A 24,671-nucleotide genomic window follows, 5' to 3' on the forward strand; every position below is an offset into this window, starting at 1 on the left:
ATTATTTGTATTTTTTATCTTAAAGGCACACATATTTAAGATTAAAGCATATCTACCTTTGCAGTCAATTAAAATTATTTAACCCATTGTCTTGCTACAAAAAAGTGCATGGATTTAAAAATCCATACACTTCCTAATAATTGATTATCTATAAATCATCAGTTTAATAGAACACAGTCCTTAATCCTGTTCTTTTTTCTTTGGCAAAACTACTAATCCGGCTGCTAAGCAAAGTGCTGCAACTAAGCTAGCAATATCGGATGTTTCCCCTGTTTGTGGTAATTTTTCCTTACCACTTGTAGGTGTCTTGTCAGTTGAAACTGGTTTTTCTGGAACTTGTGTTGGTTCTGGAACTGGCGTTGGTTCTGGAACTGGTGCTGGCTCTGGAACTGGCATTGGTTCTGGAACTGGTGCTGGCTCTGGAACTGGCGTTGGTTCTGGATTAATCTTACGATAAATAGTAATCGAATCTTCTGCCTTATATTGCTTACCATCACAATTTACTACAGTCACTACAAATGGATAAATACGTGAAACTTCACCATCTTGCCAATCATCAACCTTAGCAGTACCTGTGAATGTCCCTGTCGTTGAATCAAATTTGATCCCTTTAGGCAAAGGACGACCAATCATCTTAAGTGTGTAGTATGGTCTAGTTCCTGGTACAACACCCACATATGACATTGATTTACCTGGATTAGGTATTGAAGTATCTGGAGTTGATGTACCTTGAACACTAGGTTTGGACGTTATGGTACGAGTCACAACTATATCACTTTCAGCTACTTTTGTTGAGCCATCAGAGTTATAAACTGTAACACGAATTGGTACACGACGTTTAGTTTCGCCATCTTTCCAATCAGTAATCTTAGCTTTACCAGTAATTGTAGCATCTTCTGGATTAAAGACCATACCATCTAATAATCCTTCTACCTTATAAGTATTAGCTATAGGACCTTGAACAGTCTTATCTTCTGCAGGAGAATCAACTGCTTCTCGATCACTTCCTACTAAAACTGAAGTTGCCATCAAATTTAACAATCCTGAATTAGCTACTTCTTGATCACCTAAAGAACGACGACTTCTTGTATGCTTAACTGCAGCTGTCACATTGGATGGTTGGTCACCTAATTCAACTGGTATAAATCTAAGTTGAATTCTACCAAGATCTGCTCCATCCTCATACCTTGCATCAAATTTAACTGGTTTAAAGTCACGATTATCACAAATACCGCAAGTTCCTTGACAATCTTTACCGTCTCTACCATCTTTACCATTTGGAATTACAACAGTAGTTGAGCCCTTGCTGGTTGTAAATGTCACTGTAGTAAACACATGACCATTTTCATCCTTGCCTTCACCTTTAGTAATAGTTGGAGTCTCACCATCTTTACCATCCTTAACCTCAATTACTTGTGGTTTAGCATTTGGTTTATCCTTGATCCCTTCACGATCACGAATTTGATCTGTAATCGTAATGATGTGACTATTACCTTGTTCTGCTACTTCAATCTTAGGTCCAACTCCATCATAAACGTTATTAGTAGTAGTCTCTTTGGTTAAATTACCATTGTTATCCCATTTTTCTTGAGTAACAGTAATATCAACACCGGTATTTTCTTCATTTCGCTTAATATCTACTTTAGCAGAAAGACCCTTAACAAGACCTGCATCAATTGGATTTGCTTGACCTTCTATAGTAATCATTAAATGTCCATTGGCATCGACGTATGCATTAGTAACAGACTTGCCGTCTTTACCGTTCACACCATCCTTAACTTGAACATCACTACCAACTGGCTGCTTCGTCTTGTCTGGTTTGCCCGTCTTTGGATCCACTGGATAGAATTTAATCGTGGTTACGCCATCTTCACCTTTTGTAGCTACTGGAGCATAGGTGATTCCGTCACTTACTTTAACTTCTTTGTGATAAGCAGTGCCGTCATCGTTGTAACCGTCAATCGTGATTGTTGTTTCACCATTAACTTTGTCACTTACCTTAATGTGAGGCGTCTTACCATCGGCTCCTTTAGCTTGACCCGCATCTACTGTTTTCGCATCTGCTCCCTCGCCTATTGTCACTATTAAGTGGCCGTTCTTATCGATTTCGGCTTTCGTTATGCTCTTGCCGTCGCGTCCATCTTTGCCGTCTTTGACTGTTACTTCACTCTTCAGTGGCTGCTTCGTCTTGTCTGGTTCGCCTGTCTTTGGATCTACTGGATAGAATTTAATCGTCGTTACGCCATCTTTGCCTTTCTCGACTACTGGGGCGTACGTGATCCCGTCTTTTCCATCCTTACCGTCGCGGCCGTTCTTGATCTCAAACACTTGGTCTGCTTGTCCGTCGACTTTCACCGTGATCTTCTTACCGATCACTTTATCGCCGTCTTTCAGGTCTGCTACCTCGATCGCTGGCGTCTTTCCATCGGCTCCTTTGGCTGGGCCCGCATCTACTGTTTTCGCATCTGCTCCCTCGCCTATTGTCACTATTAAGTGGCCGTTCTTATCGATTTCGGCTTTCGTTATGCTCTTGCCGTCGCGTCCATCTTTGCCGTCTTTGACTGTTACTTCACTCTTCAGTGGCTGCTTCGTCTTGTCTGGTTCGCCTGTCTTTGGATCTACTGGATAGAATTTAATCGTCGTTACGCCATCTTTGCCTTTCTCGACTACTGGGGCGTACGTGATCCCGTCTTTTCCATCCTTACCGTCGCGGCCGTTCTTGATCTCAAACACTTGGTCTGCTTGTCCGTCGACTTTCACCGTGATCTTCTTACCGATCACTTTATCGCCGTCTTTCAGGTCTGCTACCTCGATCGCTGGCGTCTTTCCATCGGCTCCTTTGGCTGGGCCCGCATCTACTGTTTTCGCATCTGCTCCCTCGCCTATTGTCACTATTAAGTGGCCGTTCTTATCGATTTCGGCTTTCGTTATGCTCTTGCCGTCGCGTCCATCTTTGCCGTCTTTGACTGTTACTTCACTCTTCAGTGGCTGCTTCGTCTTGTCTGGTTCGCCTGTCTTTGGATCTACTGGATAGAATTTAATCGTCGTTACGCCATCTTTGCCTTTCTCGACTACTGGGGCGTACGTGATCCCGTCTTTTCCTGGATCACCCTTGTCACCTTTAACGTGGCCAATCTTCTTTTGCGATTTATTACCATTGGCATCTACTACTGTGACATACAAATCACCGTTTTTATCGACATGTGGATCTATAAATGATTCACCATTTTTACCATTAATACCGTTCTTACCATTTTCTACCGTTACACTCTTGCCATCAGAGAAAGTAATTACATGATTTCCGGACTTATCTGAAGTTATGCTCTTAATAGTAACTGAGGTTCCATTTTTTCCTGCTTGACCCTGTTTACCTTGTTCACCCTGTTTTCCATCAGGAATAAAGCCTTTTTCTTTACCATTGATATAGATAATAGTTCCTTTACGCTTTTCATCACGTGTAAAAGTTGGTATATCGAAATCTTTCCACTGAAACTTAACAGTCTTAACAGTCGGTAGGCAGCATTCTGCTTCATCACCATTATCATATTTGTTAGCCGCAATAGTTAAGGTAAAATCTTCATTTTCACGATAACTACCGTCAGCATTTTTGTATAAGTCTTCGTGTATGACAAAATTATCATCTAATTTGTCACTACGCTCAATTATTTTTCCATTTTTATCTGTAACAGTGTAAGTTAAACGATCAATACCTTTACTTACCATAGTATTAATGGAATATCCGTTTGGATTATACCATGGATGCTTAGCACTTTCTTCTCGACCACCAAATAAGCCACCCTCTAATTTAGGAGCAGGAGTAACAACTTTAACTTTCCATTCAGTAGTTTCAGCTCTATCATCACCATTCCATGTTTGGAATTTAATATAATATTTGCCAATCTTTTCTGGTGCTGTTCCACTTAAAGAAACTTTATATGGATTTGCTTTACTACCTAATGATTCACGCTTACTATCACGTTGAGAATATTGTTTTTGGTAATTGCGGTCACGCTTAGCTTGGGTTCCATCAGATCCTTTTTCAACAGGATTCATCCAACTTTCAGCACTCTTACCTTCATTTTCATGAGAAGGTTGAACCACAGTATCTTTGATAACATCTATTCTATCTGTTACGTCACCATTAATATCAAATTGCTTACCAGCTATAATCGTAATGGTCTTAGTCTTATTATCTACAGTAGTGTATGGCTTAATAGTTTCATTTCCATTATTCGTGAGAGTCAATGTTGCTTGTGCAGCAAGTTTAGTTGCTGTGCCTTCTCCCATATCAGACTTTACAGTGACTGGCTGTTTAGTTAAATAACATTGATCTGGTCCAGTAACTGCCGTTTGTACATAGAGTTTTCCAACAGGCACTTTAGAAACTGTCACTTGAACACTTGTCTGATCATCCTTACCTACAGTGGCATGACCAATAGCATGTTGTCCAGCTTGATCTGAGTAAACTGTAACTACAGCTCCTTTAGGTAAACCTTTTTTGACATTAATCGTCAATTGCTTGTTCTTCACATTACCAGCTTCATTTAATTCCGAAGCAGTAAAGGATGGCGTTTGTGGTTTTACAGTAATACGAACGTGCTCATGATCTTTCTCACCAGTTGTTTTTACTACTGAGTTATCGCTAAAAGTGGCTGTTGCTACATATTCGAAATAACCAGCACGACTATGTTTGTATTGATTACCCTCTTTTGTAACAATGTCTAATGGCGTTTTTCCTTCAAATCCCCATGTTATTCCAGCAGGCTTAGTACCTGTTGTTAATTGGTTGGCATCTGCTTTATTTTGATAAACCTCAGAGAAAGTATCTCCAACGGTGCGATGAAGTTCATTACCAGCTAAGCGAGCATCTTGAGCTTTTTCACGCACTTCAATATCAAAAGTGTAAGTAGTCTTGAGACCTTCATTATCTACTGCAACAATTTGACGCGTATAATGACCAGGTGTTACATAATCACTTGCTCCATGTTTACCCGTACTTACAGGTCCACTAATAGTAAAGCGATAAGGATCTGTTTTAGCCCCTTTTTTATTGCTTTGAGCCTTAATAACTTGATCTTGATCACTAATCTTTAATCCTTTGATATCTTTGCTAAGTGGTTGATTATTACTTAATTGATATGTAGCTTGCTTAATGGTCTGATCATCGGTTGCAGCTACTGTATATGTTTTATTTTCTCCCTTATAAAACACAAGAGAAATCCTGTTATTATAAGTATTCGTTACACGGTTACCATCTGGATTTTGTGCAAAATCAGTCTTATTTCCTTCGTAAATAGTAACGGCTGGTGCCTGTTCGCTACGAACTATAGTAATAGGAACTTGAGTTGCTTTACCATTAAAAGTCAGGTCTAATACAACCTTACGTTGACATTCACCAGGTTTCCAATCTGTTATCTTAGGCTTACCTGTTAAATTACCATCTTTATCAATAGACAAGCCATAATTTAATGTTTGTGCCTTAAAATCACCAGTCACTCCCGCCTTGGATACCCTAATCATATGACCAGGTGTTACACCTTGCTTTACAGTGTTGAAATCTTGACCTTCTTTGAAAACTCCTACAACATTTACAGGAATTTGCAAATCAATATTAGCAATAGAACGATGTGCATCTTGACTAATAGCCTCACCCAATACAGGTTTTCCACTTTGAGTAAGTTCATAAACAACAGGTTTATTATTGCTTAACCATGAAAAACGATTAGATTTTTGCTGTTCAGGAAGATTTTCAATACCATCTTTAACATCAGGTTCTACCCCTAGTGGAACAGTAATTGGCTGAGTTAATACGGGTTCTGGTCGTTGTGCACTTACATAAGTATCAACTAATTTTACTAAAGAATGGTTAGTATTACTTTCAAAAGAACGTGTGCCCATAACCGATTCAATTTTATGTTCACGACCTCGCTTAGCTGGATCTACATTTCTAGTATAGAATCTAAAGATCATCGCATCACTGTCTATCATAGTTTGCATGAACACAAGATCACGACGCTTTTGAATGGTATTAATCCGCTCTAATAATCGGTCAGAAGCATCTCCTACCAAACGAACCGATTTACCAACTTGTCTAGGGGCCTTAGCATTAAATTCAGGTTGTTTAGAAACATCATAGCCTTCATTTAACATCAGACGAGTAACAGGTTTATTAGGATCACGCCCACCATCATTTAAACCGAAAATAATACCTTGTAATGTTTTACATTGGCCAGATCTCGGCCATCCGGGATTATAAGTGTAGCCATCAATGAAGGAATTAATCCAAAAACCTCTTCTATCTGGAACCCTGTTACCGCCACTATAAGCAGACACATCCCAATCAGGATCCACAGCTCCAGTTGTATCACCATGACGCATTGCAAATTTTTGTTTCAATGAACCCCAATCAGGCTGAGCTGCTATCTGATTCACCATGTTAGTTAATTGCTGGGCTTTATCATCTATTCTGGATAAGCCTTGCATATTAGCTGCAGTGATAGACATGTGGTTCTTATCACCATCACGATAAACCTCCATAGCATGGTTTTGATCCTCAATAATTTCCTGATCTCTCGGCACTGTGAAATAAAATCGAGCTTTACCGGTTTTTAAATTATTATTATTAAAGGAAACCTGCCACTCATAAGTACCATCAGCTTGTCTAGTAATCTGTTCAGAAATATTGCTTGGATCAATTAATTGACCACTATACGGCTTTCCTTTACTCCAATCATTTGCAATATACTGCTTACGGTCAGTCATATGACCATCTGCAAAAATATGAGAGTAATAATCAATCGTTTGGTTATGATCAAGATCCTGATCAGTATCCCATCCTGTAATAACGGAATCTGCTGCACGTCTCGCATAGGCTAAAACTGCTTTTAATTTATTGAAATCATGCTTATCAGCTTCGCTTGAAAGTTCTGTTTCTGGGTGTAATGCAATCTTTGCATAAAGATCCAACCTTTTGTTTGCCCAGTTTTTATATTCTTGATTTTGCCTATCATCTAATTCAGCATTACTATGATAATTATTATATTGTAAGGTAATATAATCGCTTGTTTCCTTTTTTAAGGCTTCTAATTCAGCTTGTTGTTCAATCTCTCGAAGCTCTTTTTTATTTTTAGCTTGTTTAATTTTGTTATAATATGGCGTTTTATCAGGATCAATTAGATTTTCCATCTTTTGAACTTTATCATGTGCCTCTTTTTTGGCACTAGGCAATGTATCCTGAACGATCTTATTAATAGTTTTTTTGATTTCTTGAACTTTTTGTTTTCTCTGCTCAGTAGAAAGCGGTTGCTGCAACTCTTTAATTAATTCAGCACGTTTAGCTTCTGAAACTTGTGACAATTCATCCTCTAAATCATAAACCGCTTGCTTAGATTCTATACGATTTCTGGCTTCTTCATTATATTGATTTTGCCATTGTTGTTGATCATATTTGCCATCTTTAACTAACAAACACTGACCACCATCGATATTCTTCTTAGGCTGTTCGACGTGATCATTTGTTGCACGATCCGTATCTTTTTTACCAGAATTAATCTTTTCATTTTCTACATTATTTCCAGTAGCAACATTTGCATTAGCTTGCACCAATCTTCCCATAGCACCAAAGTACAATGAAGTAGATAGTAAAACCGAAGCGGTTCCAATAGCCAATTTTCGGATACCAAAATGTGGCACTTGCCGTGCTTCTTGTTGTAATTTATTTTGTAAATTATTCTTAGAAATACCCATGTTAATTTCTCCTAAACATTGTCCAACCCATATTAATAATAAAAAATAAAAATACGTATTTTGACGTCAATACATTTAAATTCTAGTACACCCCCCCCGACTTTCAAGCTTTTTATTATTTTTAAGATAAATATGAAGAATTCAATATACCTAACTGATGATATGCTATATCAATATAGATATAGTTTTTAATTGAATGAAATGCAGGCTTTTTTAATTTTCTTTTAAATTATAGCTAAAAAATATAGTAAAAGGGCTTTGTTAAATATAAAACTTGAATGCGTTTTCATTTGATGAACGTTCTTCTTTGACGATTAAAAAAATATTATTTGTTAACTGTCCAATCTAATTTTTTGTGTAAAAAAAGACCCCGAGATTATATAATCTCGAAGTCTTTTCACTCATTTAATCAAAATAGATTAATTAGCGATAAATTTTGAAATTAATCTTTATTTTTTCTACGATACCCAGAAATTCCTAGCATTGCCGCAATTCCTGCTAATAATAATCCTGTCAAAGCAAAACTATTATTACCTGTTTGTGGTAATTCATGAGCAGTAGCTTTATCACTTCTGATATGAGTATCACTTGCCTTAGTGTTATCTACAGATTTAGATGATTTTATTTTAACGTTATTAACAATATCATCTTTTACTGTGACTTCAGACGATTCTCCTGTAACTCCATTAGCTGTTGGCACTAGTGTCAACTTAGTATCTGGATCTTGTTTTGGTACTGCAACTGTAAAGTTTCCTTGGTCATCTGCTGTACCTGTGCCGATGGTCTTGCCATCTTTATCCTTAACTTCAACTTGTGCCTTTGGCGTCGTCTTTCCACTTACTACTGTCTTAGCAGAACCATTTTCAGGATTAATTGCCTTACCATCAATAATAACTGGTATTTCATTTATTGACTCAATTGTTGAATTTCCACTCACTACTGGCACATCTTTTACCGTAACTTCAGTTGGTTCGCCTGTAACTCCATTAGCTGTTGGGATAAGTGTCAACTTAGTATCTGGATCTTGTTTTGGTACTGCAACTGTAAAGTTTCCTTGGTCGTCTGCTGTACCTGTGCCAATGGTCTTGCCATCTTTATCCTTGACTTCAACTTGTGCCTTTGGCGTTGTCTTGCCACTTACTACTGTCTTATCTGGCGTCTTTGGATCATTGTTGGCAGTGCCTTCACTTACTACTGGCACATCTTTTACCGTTACTTCAGCTGGTTCTCCTGTAACTCCATTAGCTGTTGGCACTAATGTCAACTTAGTATCTGGATTTTGTTTTGGTACTTGAATTGTGAAATGACCTTGATCGTCTGCTGTACCTGTGCCGATGGTCTTGCCATCTTTATCCTTAACTTCAACCTTTGCCTTTGGCGTAGTCTTGCCACTTACTACCGTTTTATCTGGTGTCTTTGGATCATTGTGGGCAGTACCTTCATTTACTACTGGCACATCTTTCACTGTAACTTCAGTTGGTTCTCCTGTAACTCCATTAGCTGTTGGCACTAATGTCAACTTAGTATCTGGATTTTGTTTTGGTACTTGAATTGTGAAATGACCTTGATCGTCTGCTGTACCTGTGCCAATGGTCTTGCCATCTTTATCCTTGACTTCAACCTTTGCCTTTGGCGTAGTCTTGCCACTTACTACTGTTTTATCTGGCGTCTTTGGATCATTGATAGCATTGCCATCTTTAACTACTGGTGTATCTTTCACTGTTGCATTAACTGGTTCACCTACTAAATTAGGTTTATCTCCGTTTTTCAGACTTGGGGTTAACACTATATCAGTTCCATCAGCTTGTTTTGGAATATCCACTGTAAAGTGTCCCTTATCATCCGCAGTAACAGAAACTGGTTGTCCAGATTTATCTTTAATTGGATTACCATCAGTATCTGTAATTGTAACCTTAGCATTTGGTGCGGTCTCCCCACTTACTACTGTCTTATCTGGCTTATCGCTAGTATTCTTAGCCTTTTGATCAGTAATAGAGATACCTACTGCTACATTTACTGGTGTACCTGCCTTAGGTCCATTAATTGGCGTAATTGTCAACAATGTACCTTGCTCCTGTTTTGGAATTTCAACAGTAAAGTTACCATCTTTATCCGCTTTGACAGGAGTCTTGGAATCAGTAAATTCATGACCATTAGGACCTACAATTTTAACAACAGCACCAGGTAATGTTTTACCAGTTACGATTGTCTTATTCTTAGTATCATCATTGTTAGCCGATTGGTTAATGATTTGTGGTTTGATAAATCCGACTGTTCCCTTAGCAGGATCAGAAGATTGCCCGTCCTTATTCTTTGCTATTGCGGAAATTGGACTTCCATCCTTAACTGCTTCAGCAGGAATAGTAATAGCACCCGTTTCTGGATCAATGGTTACGCCAGTTGGTACATCTCCATCTATTTTCCATTTACCATCTTTGTCTTTATGAGCAACAATAGTTTGTTTTGGCTGCGGTTCATTTTCATCGATAACCTCATTAACCGTGTTAGGTACCATATCTACATCAATAGAAACATTATTAGCATTATCTGCTGGTTTAATGGTTACACTACCGTTTTCAGGCGTATCAATTGTTGGCTTAGCTGGCTTTTCAGTAACCGTAACTGTAGTTGCATCGCCTGTTTGATTATTGTTTGTAGGAATAAGTTTTAATTGCTTGCCTGCAGCTTGTTTTGGTGTAACAGCAATCTTGAACTTACCTTCCTGATCGGTGACACCTTCACCAATCTTCTTTCCATTTTCATCTTGAACTTCAATTTTGGTTCCTGGAAGCGATTTTCCTGTAATTTCTGTCTTATTTTTATCACCTGAATCATTGGTAGCAGCCCCATTATTGATAAATGGTTTGTCTGTTACAACAACATTAACGGGTACTTCAATTGGATGATCAATTCCTGGAATTGTCACTTCAACGACACCTGGTACCTTCTCAGCTGGATTTTCTGTATTTGGCTTATGATCCTTCTGCCACTTAAAGGTTGTCCCTGAAGGAAGATCGCCAATATTAGCAATGCTATCTTCTGGTTTTGGATCGCCACCTTTAGCAACCTTAATACCATCATTGGCATTTGGATTTGGAACTACCTCAATTGTAGTTGGTACTTCAATTTCTTTATCCACACCGTGAATTTTGACTAAAACAACACCATTCTTGTTGCCTGGTACTTTGTTATCAGGTGCCTTACCATCCTTCCAAGTGAAAGTAGTAGCATTATTTGGATCAGATGGTAGCTGATCAGCGTTTTTAATACTATCCTTAGCATTCAGAGGTGTCTTTCCTTCAGGATCTTGAAGAACTACACGATGTTGCTTAGTTGGATAAGGAATGACTTTCAACTTAGCATCAACAGGTATTGGCTTATCTGAACCAGGAACTGTAATTTCGACTTTTCCAGCAGTTTCTCCTGGATTATCAGTAGACGGTTCTTTTGCCCATTTAAAGGTTGTTCCTTTTGGATACTTCTCATGATCAGCAACACTCTTCTTTGGGTCAGGTGTTTGACCTTGGAGTGTGACTTGATCCTGACCAGCTGGATTTGGCAACACATTAATAGTTACCTCAACCTCTTTAGGTGTCATACCTGGAACAGTTACAGTGACCTTCTTAGTCACAATACCAGGTTGAGTTAAATCAGGATTGCCATCCTTCCAAACAAATTTAGTGTTATTAGGATACTTGTCATTGCCTTTTACGCCAGATTTAGGATCCACGGAGCCATTAACATTGGTGTTGATAGTGCCACCTTTAGGTGCAGGTAATACATTTACTGTAACTTCTACTGTCGCAGGCGTTTGAACACTAGGAACTTTTACCACTACCTTGCCTTTAACCGTTCCAGCTGTACTCGTATCAGGAATCTGAGCAACCCCAGCAGGGTCTTTTTGCCATTCTGCAGTTGTGGTTTGTCCCTCTTTAGATTTGATTCCTTTACTTGCCTCAGGTGTTTCTCCTTCAAAGACATTAATAGATTGAGTCTCGGGAACTGCAACAACCTTAACCTTAACATTTTCAACCTTAAGTGGATCTTTTTGACCTGGCATATGAATTAAAATATTGCCTGTTGGCTCACCTGCTTTGGAAGTATCAGGTGTTTTCTCCCATTCAAATGTCGTATTCTTTGGATACTTGTCCTTATTACTAATACTATCTGAAGCATCAGGAATAGTTCCAACAAAGACTGTATTATCGGTGGTTTGAGGTTTAGGCGACTTCACTTTAACAGGTACATCTATATTTCCTTTAGATCCATCAGCATAAGTAATCTCAACTGGAACAGTAAAGTCTCCAGCTGTTTGACCATTTGGAATTTTATCGGTCGAAACCTTATATTGAATCTTATTCTTCTTATCTTCAGGATAACCAGAGATAGTAATAGCCTTTTTAATGTCATCTTCTGAAGTTTGCTTGCCAAATTCTTTTTCAACTGGAGTAGCTGCTGGTGTGTATTGCTCAGTATCTGGAGCCTTCACGATTACTGGCACATCAACAGTAGCTTTTGATCCATCTTCATATGTAACTACCACTTTAACTAAAGTTTTGCCTGATTTATGTGAATCTGGCTTAGCACTGCCCTCAGCAATGGTAAATTGAAGTTTGTTTGCATCCCCCGGAGTCTGCTTATCACTCTTAGTATAATTTGGAACAGATACTGCTCCCGTAATTTCACTATCTTTAATCTCTTCACCGTAATTCTTATAAATAGTTTTAGCTTGTGGCAAATTATTTTCAGTGTAACCTGCTTCAGATTGTCCAATAATTACTGGAACTTTTGTTTTCTCTGTAGAACCATCTTTATATTTGATAGTCACAGCAACATCAGTATGTCCTTCAGCAAAGCCATCTGCGGGAATAGTATCATCTACAGAAATAGTATAGTCACCTTTATTAGGATCCAAGCCATTAATGGTAACTGCTTTCTTAATATCGTCTGCTGTAATTTTACGTTCAGCATAAGTTTTCTTAATTGGCGTCACTGTTGGATCATAATTATCGGCTTGCTTATTGCCTACTGTTACAGGAACTTGAACAATAGCAACTGACCCATCTGGATAAGTGACTTCAACAGGAACATTTACTTTAGTAGATGTTTGTCCATCTGGCACATTAGCATTTTTAGCTACTTCAATCTTTGGTTTAGTCTTATCAGTAGGATATTTAGAATCAATTGTAACCTTACTTACAATCTGCTTCTTAATATCGTCTTGTTTTGTCCCCCATGGCACTGTTAATGCATCAGCCTTTGGTGGATAAGTAACACTCGCAGGATCAGCTACTGTCACAGGAACATTAACGATGTCACTTGTAACATCCTTATAAGTTACCTTAACCTGTACCTTCACTGTACCAGGTTGTTTTCCGTCTATAGCAGTTTGCCCTGGAACAACTTCTATCTTGATTACATCTTTATCAGGTCCTACTTCAGAAACTTGCTGACCTTTTTTAACTGTAACTTGCTTAATAATTTCTTCATTAGTTGCCGGTTGGCCATAATGTCTTTTAAGTTCAGTAGCTACTGGCTCATATTGTTTATTAAGTGGATCTTTAGTAATAACAGTAACTTCTACCACCTTATGGGAACCATCATCAAATGTTAATTTTACACGTACTTTTTGCGTGCCTGGATGTTTACCATCAGGTAGCGTTTGCCCTGGAACAATTTGTTTGTCCTTAATATGTGAAGAAACTTTAGGACCATCATCTTGCTTAATTGCTCCCAACACGTCTTCTGCATAGGTTTTTCGGCCATATTCTTTTTCAACTTGCCCTATATGACTCACATCAGACTTACTTTGGGGCTGTTCTACTGTAACTTTGACCGTTGTTGTATCAGCAGATCCATCTTTATAAACAACTTTAACAGGAACTTCAAACTTACCAGCTATTTTTCCATCTGGAAGGCTTGATTCTTCAAGAACCTTAACAGTATAGCCAACCTTTGCTTTTTTCTTACCTTCCTTTACTTTAACTTTATTTTCACTGGTGTTTTCAACTTTGCTCTTAATAATATCTTTTGAAGTACCATAAGCAACACTTATATGTCCTTCAGTGGCTTCATATTTAGCAGCTAGCGTATCATTACCAATTGTCACATGGACTTGAACATGATCAGTAGACTTATCTGGATATGTCACTGTAACAGGAACAAAGTAGTCTTTTTGATTACCCTTATTGTAATCTTCTAATTGGCCATCAACTGCAACTGTTGGATCTGCATAACCGCTCTTTGGATATTTAGAATCCTTAGTAACAGCTTGTTTAATATCATCTATGGTTACTGTATCAGTAGTATTAGTCTTAACTACAGGAGTTACTGTAGGATCATACAAATCAGCATCCTTATCAGCATATAATTCAAGCGTTGCTGTGGTAGTGTTACCCTTTGCATCTGTTAAGGTCACTGTTTCTTGCCAAGACTTACCTTCTTCTGCTGCTTGATTTGGTGCCTTAACCGTTAAATCAACGGTTGCAGGATTGTCAATTGTTGCATCAGTAGTCTTAGAAAGTGTACCTGCTGTCACAAAATTATTTCCTGTTGATGTCACACTTTGTAATTGACCTGATGTATCGTGCAATTTAAGAGAAATCTTAGTTTCACCACCACGTACGACCTTTACACGATAGACAGTATGATTATCTTTTGTAACTGTTTCAGCATCTTCTGGTTCTTCAATCACAGGAGGAACATCATCAATGATAGTAAGCGTTGATTTGACATTCTTAGTAGAACCATCTGGTAAAGTAACGCAAATTGATACTTCTTTTGGAGTACCTTTACCATCTTTACCACTTGTTGGATCAGTCCATTTTGGCTCTGTTGCCCATGAATAAGTTGATCCTACTGGAAAATCATTCCCCTCTTGAGAAATACCATCTTTTGGATCAGGATAATTATTACCGTCTGACATCTTATAAGTTAATAATTTTCCTTGGACCTTATTACCATACTTTTCACTCTGGTTATGAGGATACAATCTAACTTTCAAAGTCGTCGTGTTTCCTGAAGGATCGACTGCTTTTACAACTCTAGAATACTTATCTCCTAACGGAGCTTGGCCTGTTAAAGTAAATGACTTAGGACTAGCTGTTGATCCTGCACCAGCTGGTGTCGAACTCTTTACTCCAGGAATAGGCATCATACTTAAATCATTAATCTGACCGCTATTATCGGTTGATGTGATCTTAAAGTCCACATCTTCACGTGCATAACTATCAAGTTTAATATAACCATCTTTATCTTTAGCAGTTATTTCAACATAATTGCCATTTTCTTTCTTGTAAACTTTAATTTCAGGAGCGTTTTGGTCTTGTACATTAACGGGTACTGATACATCTACTGGCTTACCACCATTACGATTATCATTAAATGTAATTCTTACTTTACCTGGTAATGCATTACCAACTTTATCAGTTTTTGGCTGTTCTACCCATTGAATAGTTGGTGCTGGAATATCCACTTTTCCTGTTGTTTTATTCTTAACTTCTGCAATTCCTTCTGTGTTACCTAGTGCTACTTTAGCATCAGGCAATGTTCCACCTAAAGGCACCGTAATCGGTTCAACATTCAATTTTAATTTAGGATAAACAGTTACTGACACCTTCTTAGTAACTGTATGATTTGCATCGTCTGTTACTTTAAAGGTAAATTCATGTTTACCCACTTCACTATCAGGTACCGACAATAAAGTGGTCGTTCCTTTCATATGGTCATCTTGATAAGAAGAATACGTTGTCTTCTGCTGAGTTGACAATATATTCATTAAGTTTCCCATATCAAACATACCTGACGCAATGCCAGTTGCAATCTCAAAGTTAACCTTGACATTATCCTTAGCATCAAAAGTAAAAGTCAAATCGTCACCTGCGGTAATTTCTGATGGAGCGGAAACTGTTAATGTAGGTGCGACATCATCTTGGGACACATTGCTTGGATCACTTGGATCGGAAGTGATTTCTCCACCATTTTTAACAATGGTAGTGGCCTTTACTTTCGTATTATCGGGCATTTTATCTTTGATAACAACTTCTGCACTACCATTATTTACTTGTCCTTCTCCTAGAACTTTATTTTTATCATCAGTTAAACGAACAATTGCTCCATCAGGTACTCCGTCCCCAACAGATACCGTTACTTTCTGATTTTCTTGGTTAGCATGCCCAATCAAGTTAGTCTGGATGACTGGTTTCAGAGGTTTGACTTTGAAAGTAACATCAGTTTCATTTTTAGAGCCGTCGGGATAAGTAGCAATCGCTTTTCGTTTGAATGTCCCAGCTAAATCAGTTCTCGGCTCATTTTCAAATTCAACTTTTTGTGGCTGTACATTGCCCGTAGTAGTCACATATTGTTTAGCATCCACTTTTTTATCAGCTGTCTGTTTTAATGAATCACCGACCTTTACTTCAACAGTCTTTCCAGTTAATGTATTAGCTAAATTATCTGGTTTCTTAACTTTAACGGGAACATCCACTGTATGATAGGAGCCATCTGAATAAGTAACTTTCACAACCGCAGAACCTGCATCAGCTGTATCCCCAGTTTTGAACGCATCTGGTGCTAAATTAGTATCTGGAATTGAAACAACAGATGGTGTGCCTTTTTTATCATCTTCTTTATTATATTTTAATTTGGCCAAAATACCATCATTGCTTGGCTTTTCACCACGTTTAACAGTAATCACATCTGCCGTTGGAGCAGCATATTTACTACTTTGGTTCTTTAATTGAACCTTAACACTATGAGAAGTAGTATTGCCTGCTTCATCAGTAGCTGTAACAGCAATATCATATATTTTCTCTTTAGGTTGGCCATTTACCTTATTTTCAAATTTTTCCTGACTATAGTCCTTACTATATTTTGCAGCTTCAGTAGCAGATTGATTATCCACACTAAAGTCACCACTTGGCATGCCTGTAACCTTAAAGTTCTTTAACTTACCTTCGTTATCTGAAGCTTCAAATTTAAGTGGCGTACTTTCTCCTTGATAAGTTGTAAATTCATTACCATCAGTCATTGGTTGCCCATTTAAATACAACTTAGGTGCTTCACTATCACTCTTTTTACGTGGTAAATTTTCTTCTCCATATGGTTCACGACCAGAAATGAAAGTATAAGCAGAATTAGTAGTTCTACCATAAGATGATGTGTTAGCCCAAGTATAAGCATTTTGAATATCTTCAGTCGTTACACCAGGTCTCAATTTAACATCACAGTGCAAGTGAGCTGCTTCGTTAACAGCGGTCGTTCTAACACCAATACCATAACTGTAACTACTGTAAGGTGCACTCAACTTAGTCGCATTTTTAATAGTTTGATCATCTTTATTAGAATGGAAGGTATCGCTTAAATCTTGATTACGACTTCTGCCTGCACGTACTCCCAACGTATAAAGATAAATAGATTGACCAAAAGAGTGATCTGTCTGTAAAGGATTTAATTTAGCTGAGTTAGCATTATTTTTATAGAAATTTGAAAAATCACGAGACAACACAGCATTATACGCAGAGGACGCATTTTTGTCATAAAAATCAATAGATAAGTTAGACAAAGTATCGCCTTTATAACCACCATTATTCAAATCTGCGATTTGGTAAGGTATTTGCCAAACATATTGTTGCTGATTGGAATGCTTAAGCATCGATCGACCATCATTATTGAAAAAGACATCAAAAACTAAATACTTACTGCCATTTCTTTCTTCAACATGTGCATACATATCAGTTTTTAGGGTAACGTCGTTCCACTCTCCGACATTATCACTTCCAACTGGTTTCTTTTCTCCTTGATCATTAACTCCACGATAACGTTGCAATTCCAAAATATTTGGTTTTGTAAGCCATTCAGGATTACTTACTGTGTCACCACTACGATCTTGGTATACAACAGCTTGCCCATTTTTAGCAGACTTAACGCTTGCTAAGACTTTATCAACTTGTTTTTTATCATGTATGATTTCATTGATTTTAGCTTTAACTTTAGATTTAGCTTTAGCTTTAGTTTCTGCCTCTTCCTTCTTAGGTGCAGAATCAGCTAATGAATTTTTATCAACTTTTTCAGCCTTGTCCTTATTAATATCCGCATCAACTTTAATTTTTGCTTTTTCGGAATGTTGGACATCAGTTGCTGCAGTTGTACTTGCAGCAGCTGAGTTGGCGTACCCTAATAAGAAAAGTGAAGATAAAGCTACTGAAACAACACCAACACTAAACTTACGAATACCATAATACGTAACCTTTTCTCTTTGTTTAAGATCACGCATATATTTATTATTTTTACCAAACATATAACTTACTCCTAATAATTATCTATATTAATTAATAATAAAAACACGTCTTTTGACGTCTATACACTTTAATTTTAGTATACCCCCCCCGACTTTCAAGTTTCCTGCTCATGGGTACAATCTAATTTTTTGTTTAAAAAAAGACCCCGAGATTTTATAATCTCGAAGTCTTTTCACTCATTTAATTAAGTTAGATTAATTAGAGATAAATTTAGAAATTAATCTTTATTTTTTCAATCGCCATTTCTATAGATAGATATTACCATCACTGTCAGCTTCCTTGACCAATGCTGCAATACCCTCAATAAAGCCAATAAGCCCAGGTATACAAGTCCAAAAGAAAAGGATATAAACAATACCTACCATCCGACCTGCATAAAATTTATGAATACCAAAACTACCTAAAAAAATTGCTAGCAAAGCATAAACTAATTTATTTACTCTTCTACCATTATGATAAAATTGCTCTTTATTACATTTTCTAACAATAATTTCATCGCCAGTTTTATAAACTTCCAATTCATCATTTACCTGAGGAATAAAATCTAAAGAAGCAGTATCTACTTCTTCAATGGAACCGTTATCTAACCCAATAGTTGTCTTATTTATATTAGTTTTTAACACTTTAGCCATGGTTAATACCTCGTTTTGTGAAAAATATAAGTTTAATAATAAACATTCATCTCATTTTGTCAATAATTATACATATCAATTTTTTCTTGTTTAGATAAGGTAAACATAATAAAAACCTCGAAATTCTGGTTCGAATTTCGGGGTTCATATTAGTAATACTACTATTGTCTTTTTTGAGTTTAACGACTATTTTTCATTTTTTCGTTTTATATCTACTATAGTCATTAATCCACTCAATCCTAACATAGCCATTCCTAATGCGTAACCTTCTTCTGAAGAACCTGACTGTGGTAATTTCTTTGGTTCAGGTTTTGGCTCTGGTTTAGGTTTAGGTTGTGGCTCTGGCTCTGGCTTTGGCTCTGGCTGTGGCTGCGGTTCTGGCTTTGGCTGCGGCTGTGGCTGCGGTTCTGGCTTTGGCTCTGGCTGCGGCTGTGGCTTTGGCTCTGGCTTAGGCGTTGGACATACTGGACATGGAGTTGGTTTTTCCTTCTTAACTACCTTTTCATAAACATAGGTTATGGATTGGTCCTTGTTGCCAACTATCTTGCCTGTCGTACTCTTACCTTCTGTTGAATAAGTTGGATTATCTTTTGGATCTTGTGTTTTCACAAATTTGAATCCGTCTTTTTCATTCTTTTCGGTTGTGTACTCATCGCCGTCTCGTCCATCAACTTTATTTTCATTTTGTTCTGTCTTAACGACCTTACCGTCTTCATCCTTAGTAACATAAATGTGAATTTCCTTGAAGGATCCACTCTTTGGCTCTGGCTTAGGTGTTGGACATACTGGACATGGTGTTGGTTTTTCCTTCTTAACTATTTTTTCATAAACATAGGTTATGGATTGGTCCTTGTTACCAACTATCTTGCCTGTCGTACTCTTACCTTCTGTTGAATAAGTTGGATTATCTTTTGGATCTTGTGTTTTCACAAATTTGAATCCGTCTTTTTCATTCTTTTCGGTTGTGTACTCATCGCCGTCTCGTCCATCAACTTTATTTTCATTTTGTTCTGTCTTAACGACCTTACCGTCTTCATCCTTAGTAACATAAATGTGAATTTCCTTGAAAGATCCCTTCTTCGGTTCTGGGGCTGGAGCAGGTTTAGCTACCTTCTTTTCGTAGACATAGGTAATTGCTTGCGTCTTATCGCCGACAAATTTACCCTTGGTTGGTTCTCCTTTTTCTGAATATTTTGGATTCTCTTTAGCATCCTGCGTATTCTTAAATGTATAACCTTCTTTGTCTACCTTGCCTGTCGTGTATTCTTCTTTTTCTGTACCACTGACTACTCTTTCAGTGCTACTCTCGCTGATGACCTTACCATCTTCATCTACAACTCTATAAATATGAGTTTCTTTGAAGGATCCCTTCTTCGGTTCTGGGGCTGGAGCTGGTTTAGCTACCTTCTTTTCGTAGACATAGGTAATTGCTTGCGTCTTATCGCCGACAAATTTACCCTTGGTTGGTTCTCCTTTTTCTGAATATTTTGGATTCTCTTTAGCATCCTGCGTATTCTTAAATGTATAACCTTCTTTGTCTACCTTGCCTGTCGTGTATTCTTCTTTTTCTGTACCACTGACTACTCTTTCAGTGCTACTCTCGCTGATGACCTTACCGTCTTCGTCTACAACTCTATAAATATGAGTTTCTTTGAAGGAGCCCTTCTTTGGTTCTGGGGCTGGAGCAGGTTTAGCTACCTTCTTTTCGTATACATAGGTAATGCTTGCGTCTTATCGCCGACAAATTTACCCTTGGTTGGTTCTCCTTTTTCTGAATATTTTGGATTCTCTTTAGCATCCTGCGTATTCTTAAATGTATAACCTTCTTTGTCTACCTTACCTGTCGTGTACTCTTCTTTTTCAGTTCCACTGACTACTCTTTCAGTGCTACTCTCGCTGATAACCTTACCGTCTTCATCTACAACTCTATAGATATGCGTTTCCTTGAAAGATCCCTTCTTCGGTTCTGGGGCTGGAGCTGGTGTTTCTTTTTGAACTGTTCTTTCATAAACGTAAGTAATTTCTTGAGTTTTATCTCCTACAAATTTTCCTTTAGTAGAATCACCTTTGTCTGAATAGCTAGGATTTTCTTTAGGGTCTTGAGTTTTAACAAATTTAAATCCTTCTTTATCTACTTTACCAGTAGTGTATTCATCGCCCTCATTACCAGAAACTTCTTTTTCAACTCTATCAGTGCTTACAACTTTGCCATCTTCATCTTTAGTGACATAGACGTGAGTTTCTTTGAAATTACCTTTTTTCAAAACTGGTGTAGGAGCAGGTTTTTCTTTTTGAACTACTTTTTCATAGACGTAAGTAATAGCTTGGTCTTTGCCTTCTTTGAACTTACCTTTAGTTGTTGCTCCGTCTTTTTTAGAATAAGTAGGGTCTTCTTTAGGATCTTTTGCTTCTTTAAATGTAAATCCGTCTTTATCTATTTTTCCAGTAGTATATTCTTCAGAGCTTTCTCCTCTTTGTGGTTCTTTTGTAACTATTTCTTTACTTACTATATTTCCTTCATCATCTTTAGTTATATAGACATGAGTTTCGGTGAATGTTCCAGTAGAAACTTCTTTTTCATAAGTATATTGAACTTTTTGTGTTTGTCCTTCTACATAAGTTCCTTCTGTTTTTTTACCATTTTTATCAAATGAAGGATTATTTTCTGTGGCTTTTACTTCTGTAAGTTTGTATCCGTCTTTGTCTTTTTTCTCTGTAGTGTATTTATCTCCGTTACTTCCAGATTTCAAGTCACCTTCAACTACTTCTTTACCTACTATTTTACCTGTTGTTTTATCTTTAGTTATATAAATGTGTGTTTCCTTGAAACGTCCTTTTTTAACTACTTTTTGATAGAAGAATGTAGCTTTTTTAGTTTTATCAGTTTCAAAGTTTCCTGTTACTGAATCATCAGTTTTACGAGTTCCATCTACATCTTCAACATGGGTAAAAGTGTAACCTTCTAAATCTTGTTTTTTAGCTGTGTATTTTTGATTTTCATCGCCGTCTTGTAAGTTTCCAGATTCGACGTAGTCTGTTGATAGTACATTTCCTTGATCGTCTACTGTTTGATAAACATGGTGTTCTTTGAAGAATCCTTTATTATTTTGTCTTGTATAGTAGTAAGTTACTGATTTTGTAATTCTATCTGTAAAATTACCAGTTGCTTTTGAACCGTCTTGATTACATATAGCTTTATTTTGAGCTACAACTTTGTTTAAAGTATACCCGGGTTCGTCTATTTTTTCAGTTTCATAAGATTCGTTTTCTGTTCCTTTGCTGTAGTGCTGAAATTCTTTGATACTGTCTGTTTTGATAAGATTTCCATTTTTATCTACTGTTTGATAGATATGCATATCATAAAAAGATCCTTTTGCAGTTTCGTTTGCATCTTCTGGGTCTTTTAGTGAAACTGAAGCAATGTGTGATGCTGTTTTTGTAGGTTTATTTTCTGGGTCTGCTATAGCTGTTGTTTTAACATTAGCAGCTTTAGAGGCATCGTATTTACCACTATAGCTAATAACATAGACGTCATTTGACCCTTTGTTTTTTAAATTAATTTCGATACCACTGTGATCGTCTTTTAATTTTTTTTCAAATTGTGAAGGTTTTAGCTCTTCTAGATTTTCTGCGTCATAATCCATACTTCCTTTAAGTTTGTAAGGATCTTTTACTTTATAAACTTTAACGCTATTTAGAACTTGACCGTCAAATGTTGTGGAAGAGTTTTGATCTCCATTTTCTATTATCATTTTTGTGCCATTTTGCGGTTTTCCTTGGTTATTAACATAAATAGTTTCTTTATATGTTCCGGCTTGTTCATTAATATCATAAAGTGTAGCAACACTATTACTATCTATATCAGCCTCACCTTCTGCTACTGGCACTCTATAGTCAATAGCTACTTTTTTTTCAGCTTTGTGTTTTCCTATAGTTGCTTGAACAGGTAGATCCTTTGTGTCAAATGGTACTTCTGTTGGATCGATAAAAAGAGGTTCGCTTATTTCTTGATGGAAACGACCATATTTTTCTGCATTTTTAGTAAATGTATATCTCATTTTATGTTTTTCAACATCATATACACCTTTTGCTACTACATCATTACCTATATAAAGTTTTGTAGAAATATCAGAATATTTAGTAGTTGATCCGTATAGATTTACATTTTTAGAAAGGTCGACATCAAAGTAGTCTCCTTCTTTTACGGTATTTTTATCTATATCAAAAGCGATTTTGTATCTCATCTCTTGATCGGTAGTGTTATCATCAGGTGCACTAGAGCGAAGCGGGTGAATGGTAGTTGCATTTTCGTTAGTATTACCTGAAATCACCATTTTTAAATTTTCAAGTTCACCACTAACATCTCTAGGAGCTATTAGTTTTTCACCCTCTTCAGATGAACTTTTATTTTCTTTTGGAACTGTACCCGTTATTAGAGAATTATTTTCCCCCCGTGTTACCGCTTTCAGCAGCTTGTGAAAAATTAGGTGTAGTAAACGCTAATAAAGATGCAAAACCAAGTAAGCAGGAAACTGTACCTATTGTCAGTTTTCTCATACCATATCTTGGCTTTTTATCAGCTCCTTCGATACGTTTCTGTTCAATCAGGCGGTGCATTTGCATTTTATCATTCATATAGTTACCTCCTTATATAAAAAACAAATAGTTTGCCTATCAATCAATGTAACAACATCAATCAGTCAGTCAGTCTATAGTAATTTTCCCTATAACTCGACCCAAAATTTTTGGAAGAAATTAACACAATACTAAAAATTAAATCCTCCCAATTAAATTATATCATAGTTATGATATTTAATAAAAAATATTAAAGCTTTTGTAAAAAAATGCTACAAGCAGTATACATTTTATATTCAAACAAAAAAGGGATACAAATTAATGTATCCCTTTCATAATCAAACCAGATTAATGGTAGCATGCTCAATTTTACTTATGTACAAAAATATCAAAAAATACATAAAACTCTAACTGAAAACTCACTAACAGCAGTTAGAGAATAACTAATTAATAAATATTATCTGTCCCTATGCATCACGTAAATAATATATTCCGAAGTGGAGGTTACCATGCACCATTAATCCATACAATCATTATAGCACCTAATAAATAAAGCAGAAACTACAAAACATTTTATGTTTCATTATTCATCGATATGCTTATTCTTTGGTAAGGCTGTTCCTACTAAGCTGACGATACAAATTATCCCAAAATCAAAACTATAAACTGCCACGATAGAAATTATGCTCACTCAATTGCATAAAGCGTTCGCGATTACCTTGCGGTAACTTACCATTAAAATCTATTTCATATGAATAAATTTTCCCCAAGTGATCAACATCTATATATACCTTATTTCTCTTATCTTTTACTTTAAAATTGCGTACCTCATGCCAAGGAATCAGCAAAAAAGGTGCATTGTCTGTAAAACTTATTTCCTTCTCATGTATGCCCTGATTGTCAAAATACAACACGAACATTCTGCCACCATCAAATATGTAGTAAAGCCTACTTAATAGTAATTTGAACAAGCCTTTTAAACAGTCATTATGTTTATTTGCTACAAGATAATTATCGGTTTTACCAAAATTTTTTTGTACCATATGGTGAATATCTGCGTTTCTCGTTAAAAAAATGCCCATCTTACTAGTCCTCCTTGATATCTTTAAATATAAAAACTTCTTTAATGTCTTTGCCTAAGACCTTACATATTTTATATGCAGTCTCTACCGTGGGACTAATTGTTTTATTTTCATAAGCCATAATTGACCGCCTTTTTAGCCCAACTGCTTTAGCCAACTTATGTTGCGATAGTCCCAATGCTTTTCTATACTCGCATATTTTATTATCCACTTCTAATTCAGGCATGTACCTTGCTTCCTTATGTTTTTATTCAATTTTGGTTACATTTATAGTACCATTTTGGTAATCTTTAATCAATATTTTGCTAGATAAATTTATGTATCATATTGCACAAAAA

The 24,671-nt window shown here is 36.7% G+C and carries 8 protein-coding genes; all 8 read right to left on the reverse strand.

Annotation, left to right across the window (positions count from 1 at the left end; translation table 11 throughout):
- Positions 1–180: 180 nt before the first annotated feature.
- Positions 181–7,746 (reverse strand): sialoglycan-binding domain-containing protein, encoded by a 7,566-nt coding sequence (locus G6Z82_RS04465; RefSeq protein WP_164785842.1) that lies wholly within the window; start codon positions 7,744–7,746, stop codon positions 181–183.
- Between the two features lie 442 nt (positions 7,747–8,188).
- A complete protein-coding gene (locus G6Z82_RS04470; RefSeq protein ID WP_164785843.1) occupies positions 8,189–18,043 on the reverse strand; it encodes a Rib/alpha-like domain-containing protein in 9,855 nt (3,284 codons plus the stop codon).
- A gap of 246 nt (positions 18,044–18,289) precedes the next feature.
- Positions 18,290–18,676 (reverse strand): TM2 domain-containing protein, encoded by a 387-nt coding sequence (locus G6Z82_RS04475; RefSeq protein WP_164785844.1) that lies wholly within the window; start codon positions 18,674–18,676, stop codon positions 18,290–18,292.
- A gap of 186 nt (positions 18,677–18,862) precedes the next feature.
- The gene (locus G6Z82_RS04480; protein ID WP_338142646.1) at positions 18,863–20,398 is read right to left on the reverse strand and encodes a MucBP domain-containing protein; all 1,536 of its coding nucleotides are present in this window, start codon (positions 20,396–20,398) and stop codon (positions 18,863–18,865) included.
- Positions 20,371–23,010 (reverse strand): MucBP domain-containing protein, encoded by a 2,640-nt coding sequence (locus G6Z82_RS06590; RefSeq protein ID WP_164785845.1) that lies wholly within the window; start codon positions 23,008–23,010, stop codon positions 20,371–20,373. Before G6Z82_RS06590 ends, G6Z82_RS04480 begins: the two co-directional genes overlap by 28 nt.
- A 106-nt stretch (positions 23,011–23,116) precedes the next feature.
- Positions 23,117–23,311: a YSIRK-type signal peptide-containing protein gene (locus tag G6Z82_RS04495; RefSeq protein WP_006731140.1), complete on the reverse strand. Its 195-nt coding sequence runs from the start codon at positions 23,309–23,311 to the stop codon at positions 23,117–23,119.
- Positions 23,312–23,910: 599 nt separating this feature from the next.
- Entirely contained in the window at positions 23,911–24,333 is a 423-nt protein-coding gene (locus G6Z82_RS04500) for a hypothetical protein (RefSeq protein WP_006737000.1), read from the reverse strand.
- Between the two features lie 4 nt (positions 24,334–24,337).
- Positions 24,338–24,559, reverse strand: coding sequence for a helix-turn-helix transcriptional regulator (locus G6Z82_RS04505; RefSeq protein WP_006729695.1), 222 nt, complete (start codon positions 24,557–24,559; stop codon positions 24,338–24,340).
- Positions 24,560–24,671 lie beyond the last annotated feature (112 nt).

The organism is Lactobacillus iners (assembly GCF_011058775.1).
Taxonomy (GTDB): domain Bacteria; phylum Bacillota; class Bacilli; order Lactobacillales; family Lactobacillaceae; genus Lactobacillus; species Lactobacillus iners.